Source organism: Micromonospora sp. NPDC005197, from assembly GCF_040608295.1.
Classification (GTDB): Bacteria; Actinomycetota; Actinomycetes; order Mycobacteriales; family Micromonosporaceae; genus Micromonospora.
The window spans coordinates 1-4454 of sequence record NZ_JBEXHY010000227.1 but is presented as its reverse complement, the minus strand read 5'-3'; the positions used below and the strand labels follow the sequence as shown (position 1 = coordinate 4454).

5 protein-coding genes and 1 tRNA gene are annotated in these 4454 nt (G+C 72.8%); 3 read left to right on the top strand and 3 right to left on the bottom strand.

Annotated elements, in window-relative coordinates; all coding sequences use genetic code 11:
- Positions 1 to 35: 35 nt before the first annotated feature.
- The gene (locus ABZU46_RS31150) at positions 36 to 305 is read right to left on the bottom strand and encodes a hypothetical protein (protein WP_354863273.1); all 270 of its coding nucleotides are present in this window, start codon (positions 303 to 305) and stop codon (positions 36 to 38) included.
- 185 nt (positions 306 to 490) lie between these two features.
- Between ABZU46_RS31150 and ABZU46_RS31145 the strand changes: the two genes are divergently transcribed.
- Positions 491 to 1147: a 4'-phosphopantetheinyl transferase superfamily protein gene (locus tag ABZU46_RS31145; RefSeq protein ID WP_354863272.1), complete on the top strand. Its 657-nt coding sequence runs from the start codon at positions 491 to 493 to the stop codon at positions 1145 to 1147.
- A gap of 141 nt (positions 1148 to 1288) precedes the next feature.
- Complete coding sequence (locus tag ABZU46_RS31140; RefSeq protein WP_354863271.1) at positions 1289 to 2194, top strand: hypothetical protein; 906 nt, start codon at positions 1289 to 1291, stop codon at positions 2192 to 2194.
- A gap of 58 nt (positions 2195 to 2252) precedes the next feature.
- Here the strand turns inward: ABZU46_RS31140 and ABZU46_RS31135 are convergent, their stop codons facing one another.
- On the bottom strand, positions 2253 to 3263 hold the full coding sequence (locus ABZU46_RS31135; protein ID WP_354863270.1) for a hypothetical protein: 1011 nt from the start codon (positions 3261 to 3263) through the stop codon (positions 2253 to 2255).
- Positions 3264 to 3447: 184 nt separating this feature from the next.
- On the opposite strand from ABZU46_RS31135, the gene ABZU46_RS31130 reads away from it, so the two are divergent.
- Positions 3448 to 3681 carry a hypothetical protein gene (locus tag ABZU46_RS31130; RefSeq protein ID WP_354863269.1) on the top strand — a complete coding sequence of 78 codons (234 nt, stop codon included), beginning with the start codon at positions 3448 to 3450 and terminating at the stop codon, positions 3679 to 3681.
- A 103-nt stretch (positions 3682 to 3784) separates the two neighbouring features.
- Here the strand turns inward: ABZU46_RS31130 and ABZU46_RS31125 are convergent.
- Positions 3785 to 3858 (bottom strand) — tRNA-Ala (locus tag ABZU46_RS31125).
- Positions 3859 to 4454: the final 596 nt, after the last annotated feature.

Genomic DNA, 4454 nt, shown 5'->3' with positions numbered 1-4454 from the left:
GCCCCCGCCCGGCGTGGGCGGGGCCACCGGCGGGCTCAGCGGCGTCGCGCGCCGCGGGGCAGCCAGCCGATGAACCGGTCCTGCAGCGACATCACCGGGGCCGCGCGCAGATCCTCGGCGGCGGCGGCGAGACACGAGCCCAGGTAGACGCTGAGCATCGCCCGGTCATCCCCGTACTCCGCGAGCAGCCGGCTGCGCTTCGTCGCGCACGGCCACTCGTCGCCGCAGGAGCCGCAGCTCCAGCCCGGGGTCGTCGGTGCGTGGTCGTCGGCCCGATCCCCCGGCGGTTCGGTGCCATCGCTCATCGCAGGTCCTCTCAAGATGTTCGCGGGACTGGCCAGGTGTTGATGGTGGTCCCCCCGGAGCCATCCTGGAGGGCGCGACGCGTCCCTCCGGTGTTACATCTTTGCGGTACCTTCTCCCGTCGTGGGAGTCGGAAATCTGACGGTCGAGCGGATGCCCCTTCGCTACCGGACGGTAGGTGGCGGCCGTGCGTGACCTCCTGCCGCCGACGGTCGCCGTGGCGGTCGCCGCACCCGACGACTGGACCGGGGAACTCCTCACCGCCGAACAGGCGTGCCTCGGCGAACGGGCGGTGCAGACCCGTCGACGGGACTTCACCGCCGGCCGGGTGTGCGCCCGCCGGGCGATGGCCGACCTCGGCCTGCCGGTGGCGGCCGTGCCGGCCGCCGCCGACCGTGCGCCGATCTGGCCCGCCGGGGTGGTCGGCACCATCACCCACACCACCGGCTACTGCGCCGCCGCCGCGGCGCGCGCCACCGACCTGCGATCGGTCGGCATGGACGCCGAACGGCACCGCGAGATCAATGCGGGGGTACGCCGACTCGTGCTGCTGCCCGAGGAGGAGGAGACCCTCGCGCGGCTACCCTCCGACATCTCCTGGCCCGTCGTGCTGTTCAGCGCCAAGGAGACCGTCTACAAGGTCTGGCACCCCGTCGTCGGAAGCTGGCTGGACTTCCACGACGCCCACCTCACGCTGGACCCGGACTCCGGTACGTTCACCGCCCGGATCGCACCGGCGCGGGTGGACGCGGCGCAGGTCGCCGATCCTCCGGGCACGATCACCGGCCGGTTCGTGGTCGCCGACGGCCTGGTCCGCACCGCCGCCGTCCTCACGCTGCGCTGACCCCTGCACCGTCCATTCTGGCCGGTGCGTCGACGACTCGCGGACGGTGGGACACGAGCCGGCGCGGCGACCGGCGGGTCGGCGACGCACGGTAGCGTCGGCGGGTTCCCGAACCGCACGTACGAGGCGTCAAGGAGTACGGTGACCCACCCCCAGCCCCCCGCCGGGCCGCAGGACCCTCAGCAGCCGAACCCGGAGCCGCCGACGCAACCGTTCGCGGCGACACCGCAGCCGCAGCAGTCCGCCGCCGACCCGACGGTCCCGCAGGCGCCGGTGCCGCCCAGCCCGTGGTCGGCAGCGGCGAACCCGCCGCAGCCGCCGTTCTCGGGCGGCGCGTACCCGCAGGCCGGCGGCGCTTACCCCCAGCCCGGTGCGGGCGCCTACCCGCCGCCCGGTGGGCCGGGCTACCCGCTCATGCCGCCGCCGCCCGTGCAGACGAAGAACTCCAAGAAGACAGTGGTGGCCATCGCGGTGACCGCGGCCGTGCTCACCCTGCTGTGCTGCGCGGGCGGCATCGTGGCGGTGGTCATCGGCGCGAACCGCGCCGCGAACGAGGTGACCGACGCGCTGCCCACCCCGGCAGTCACCCGTGGTGTCGGGCAGCCGCCGTCCAGCACCGCGCCGTCGCCCCGGGCGTCCGCCGACAGCGACACCCGGAACATGTCCGCCGGGGACACCCTGGTCATCGACGACAACGGCGGCACCGTCGAGATCACCGTGACGAAGTTCAGCACCGCCACCAAGCCCTGCACGTCGTACGGCCTCAAGCCCGACGAGGGCATGTACGTGATCGCCGACGTGACTGTGGCGGTCACCAAGGGCACCGGCTCGGCGAACCCGCTGTACTTCCAGTGGGTCGCCGCCGACGGGACGGAGACCAACGCGATCGCCGGCGCCTTCTCCGGCTGCGGCAAACCGATGCCGGCCGCCAACGACCTGACCGCGGGCACCAAGCGCACCGGCAGCGTGGTGTTCGACGTGCAGGACACCTCGGGAGTGCTGGAGTACCAGCACAAGTTCGCGACCGCCGGCTCCTGGAGGCCGTGACGTGCCGTGGGGCCGGCCCGGTGATCGGACCGGCCCCACGCCCCCGTTTGGTGTGCGGTCAGCAGCCCGTCCAGCGCACCGGCGTCACCCGGTCGGCGTTGCGGAAGCCGACGATGGTGCCGGTGTCGGAGATGGCCCGAGCGCCGATGTTGATCCGCTCGCCGCTGCCCGGCAGGACCCGCGAGGTGGACCCGCGCGCGACCCGGTCGCCACCCACCACGACGCCCTTGGCGTTGACGTCGTCCAGTCCCATCTCCTGGTCGAGGAACGTGTACGAGCCGTCGCGCACGTCCCACCGCACCTTGGCCGGGCTGGTGCCACCCAGCCAGGCCTGGCCGACGGCCCAGTGGCCCGCGGCGGCGTTGAGCGAGGTCGACCCACCACCCGTAACCGCGAGCGGCTTGATCTTGCCGTTCGGCCGGCGGACCCAGCTGGTCCAGTCACCGAACGGGCCCGCGTAACCGACGATCGTCCCGTTCGGCGAGATCCCCACCGGCTGGGCGTTGACCGGGGCGTCGAGCACCTCGACCGTGCCCGGGCGGGCTGCCGGCCAGCGCAGGGCGACGAACTCGCCGGGCACGATGTCCGAGCCGTAGCCGACGATGTCGCCGGCCTTGTTGATGGCCGAGACGAAGATGCCGGTGGACGGCAGCACCGGCAACTGCTCGAGCTTGCCGGCGCGGTACGTCCACGGTCGGCCGATGCCGTTCTCCGCCCAGCCGTTGCCGATCACGATGCCGCTCTCGTTGACGTCGACCGGGTCGATCCCGTTGCCCGGCGCCTCGGTCTCGGTGAGCTGCTGCCCGTCCCAGGTCAGCAGCAGGTACTGGTTGCCGTCCTCCCGGATCCGCAGGGCGGTGCCGGCGACGAAGCGGCCCGACGGGTCGATGACGCTCGCGTCGGCGCGGTAGGTGTCCGTCGGATAGGGCAAGGTGCTGATCGTGCAGGCGCTGGTGGCCCCGGTCCTGGGCGCGGCGGTCGCCGTCGAGGCCACGGCGACGCCGAGAGAGGCGGCCAGCAGGCCGGCGGCGGTGCCGGCGAGCATCCGGTGTCGAGCGGTGTGCGTCATTCTCTTCTCCCCGTGCGGGCGGCCCGGATACTCCCGGGCGTCAACTGATGCCAGAAGCACCCCTGAACATGCCTCTCGGTTGCGGCAGGTCGGATGGACGACATGATCGACGTCTGCGGGCTAACCGTCTGGTATGGACGGATCACTGTTGCCCGGTGTGCGGCGTGGCCGGAGGATGGGGCCGGTGAGCACCGATCGGCCGCACGCCGGGCCTTCGCTGGATTACCACCTGGTCCGGTCCGCGCAGGGCGATCATGAGGTGGAGGGCATCCTCGTCGAGGAGTTCACCCGGCACGACGACTTCACCACGACGGGTCTGCACAGCGCGGGCTGGACGCCGAGCGCCGGTTGGTGGAGTTCCGCCTCGCTGAGTCGCGGTCTGCGCACCGATCCGGCCGTGCTCGCCCGGTGCTCGTGACCACCGAGCGCTTCAGTTGACCGTGCACGTCCGCGCCGCCGCGCTTGCCTTCATGATCGAAAAAGGCCGTCTCCGACTCGCGGAAACGGCCTTTGACCTGGGGTGGAGCTGAGGGGATTTGAACCCCTGACCCCCTCGATGCGAACGAGGTGCGCTACCAGTCTGCGCCACAGCCCCCCACCGGCGAACCGGCTTCGGTCCCACCCGGCTTACACCGGGCGGGCCGGCAGCAAGGCTAACAGGTCGCCGACCTCCACCGCGAATCCGCCCCCGGTGCGGCGCTGTCACCAGCACGGAGATCGACTCGACTTCCAGGAAACCGGGGCATCCGGGACGCCTCGACACCCCGCCTTCCAGGAAGTCGAGTCGATCAAGCCCCCGCACACCCTTGATCGACTCGACGTCGCCGATGTGGCGGCATCATCTCGCGGCGATACCCCCACCTCGGCGAACCGGAGTCGATCAAGCGCCGCGACACCGGGCAGCGCGACGCCGGGCGTCGCGAGACCGGGCGCCGCGAGGCCAGGCGCCGCGAGGCCAGGCGCCGCGACACAGGGCAGCGCGACGCCGGGCACCGCGAGGTCGAGGCAGCGCGGGGTCAGGCGCCGCGGCCGGCCTCGTAGGGGCGGCCGCGCAGTCCTCCGGAGCGACGGTACGAGACCGAGCCCCCGTTGACGGCCGCCGGCAGGTCGCCGGGCCGGTCGAGGCCCATGGCTGCTCGGCGTACCCCCTCGCGCTGGGCCGCCAGGCGGCGTTGCGCCTCCCGGCGGGCC

Bases quoted from the DNA above. Each gene is read 5' to 3' on its own strand.
- ABZU46_RS31135 (WP_354863270.1), bottom strand. From the start codon at position 3,263: ATGACGCACACCGCTCGACACCGGATGCTCGCCGGCACCGCCGCCGGC.
- ABZU46_RS31150 (WP_354863273.1), bottom strand. From the start codon at position 305: ATGAGCGATGGCACCGAACCGCCGGGGGATCGGGCCGACGACCACGCA.